The sequence below is a fragment of the Rhodoferax sp. RT5P35 genome (assembly GCF_056521385.1).
Window position 1 is genome coordinate 1 of the sequence record NZ_JBWMAX010000101.1, and the last position, 1,536, is coordinate 1,536.

General features: G+C 67.6%; 1 protein-coding gene. It reads right to left on the minus strand.

Annotated features, from left to right (window positions below):
* Positions 1 to 6: 6 nt before the first annotated feature.
* Positions 7 to 1,536: peptidase domain-containing ABC transporter (locus AC097L_RS23975; protein ID WP_479589237.1), on the minus strand; the 1,530-nt coding region annotated here is incomplete at its 5' end.

A 1,536-nucleotide genomic window follows, 5' to 3' on the forward strand; every position in this document is an offset into this window, starting at 1 on the left:
GATTCTTCAGCCCGCCGGGGAGGGCGCAAACATGGTCGCCACCGGCGCATCCAGCGCTACCTTGCCGTGCTGCAGCGCAATCACCCGGCTGGCGCTGGCAATGGTGTCGGGCCGGTGCGCCACGATGATGCGGGTGAGTTGCAGTGCGGCAATCGCGCTGTTGACCAGCTTTTCGCGCGCCACGTCCAGGTGGCTGGTGGCCTCGTCCAGCAGCAGGATGCGGGGCCGCTTGTACAGGGCGCGCGCCAGCAGGATGCGCTGGCGCTGCCCGCCCGAGAGCACCGTTCCCATGTCGCCCACCAGCGTGTTGTAGTGCATGGGCATCTGGGCGATGTCGTCGGCGATGGCGGCCATCTGCGCGCAGGCCTGAACCCAGCCACGGTCGGGTTGCGGGTCGAAAAAAGCGATGTTGTCGGCAATCGACCCGGCGAACAGCACATCGTCCTGCAGCACCGTGCCGACCATGCTGCGCAGCGTGTTCAGGCCTAGCGTCTGCAGCGGCTCGCCGCCGATGCGGATCTCGCCTGCGGTGGGCGTCAACACGCCCAGCAGCAGGTTCACCAGCGTGGTCTTGCCGCAGCCCGAGGGGCCGATCAGCGCGACCGACTCCCCGGCTGCGATGTGCAGGTCCACGCCCTGCAGCACGGCGGGCTCATACGCGCTGTAGGCAAAGTGCAGGCCACGGATGGCAATGTCGGCCGGGCGCGGCGCGGCATCGTCCTCATGGCTTGGATGCAGACCGTCGGTGGCTTCGGGCGGCGTGTGCACGATGTCGGCCAGGCGCTCGCCCTGCAGCCGCAGCATGCGGAACTCGAAGAACTTGTCGATCAGGCCGCCCACGCGGCCGACGAACTGGGTCTTGTAAGCCAAGAAGGCCAGCAAGGCACCCACGGTGAAGCGGCCGTCGATGACCATCGTGGCACCGAGCCAGATCACCAGCAGGTTCTCCAGGCCGAACAGCAGGCCGTTCCACTGCTGGTAGAGCAGCCGCAGCTTTTGCGTGCGCAGCCCTGCGTTGACCTGCTCGATCAGCAGCGTGAGCCAGGCGGCGCGGCGTTCTTCTTGCCGCTGGAACAGCTGGATGGTCTTCACGCCGCGCACGGTTTCCAGAAAATGGCTGTGTTGGCGCGCGCCGTGCACGATCTCGGCCTCGGTGGCGCGCCGCAGCGGCGCATACCAGGCCCAGCGTCCGAGCAGGTACAGCAGCATGGCTGCGCAGGCCATCGCGCCGAGCCCCGGGCTGTAGACGAACATCATCACCAGCGTGATGCTGGCCATCAGGCCGTCCAGCACTGCGTCCAGGAAGGACGTGGTCAGCGTGGCCTGGATGCTGTCCACCGCGCCGAAGCGCGACACCACGTCGCCCAGGTGTCTGCGCTCGAAATACTGCGTGGGCAAACGCAGCAGGTGGCCCAGCACGTTGGCGCGCCACTGCACGCTGAGCGTGGTGCCCATGCCCATCAGGGTCCAGCTGCGCGCTGCCGACACGGCCTGCTGCATCAGCATCAGCAGGCCGAAGCCCACGACCAGCACGCC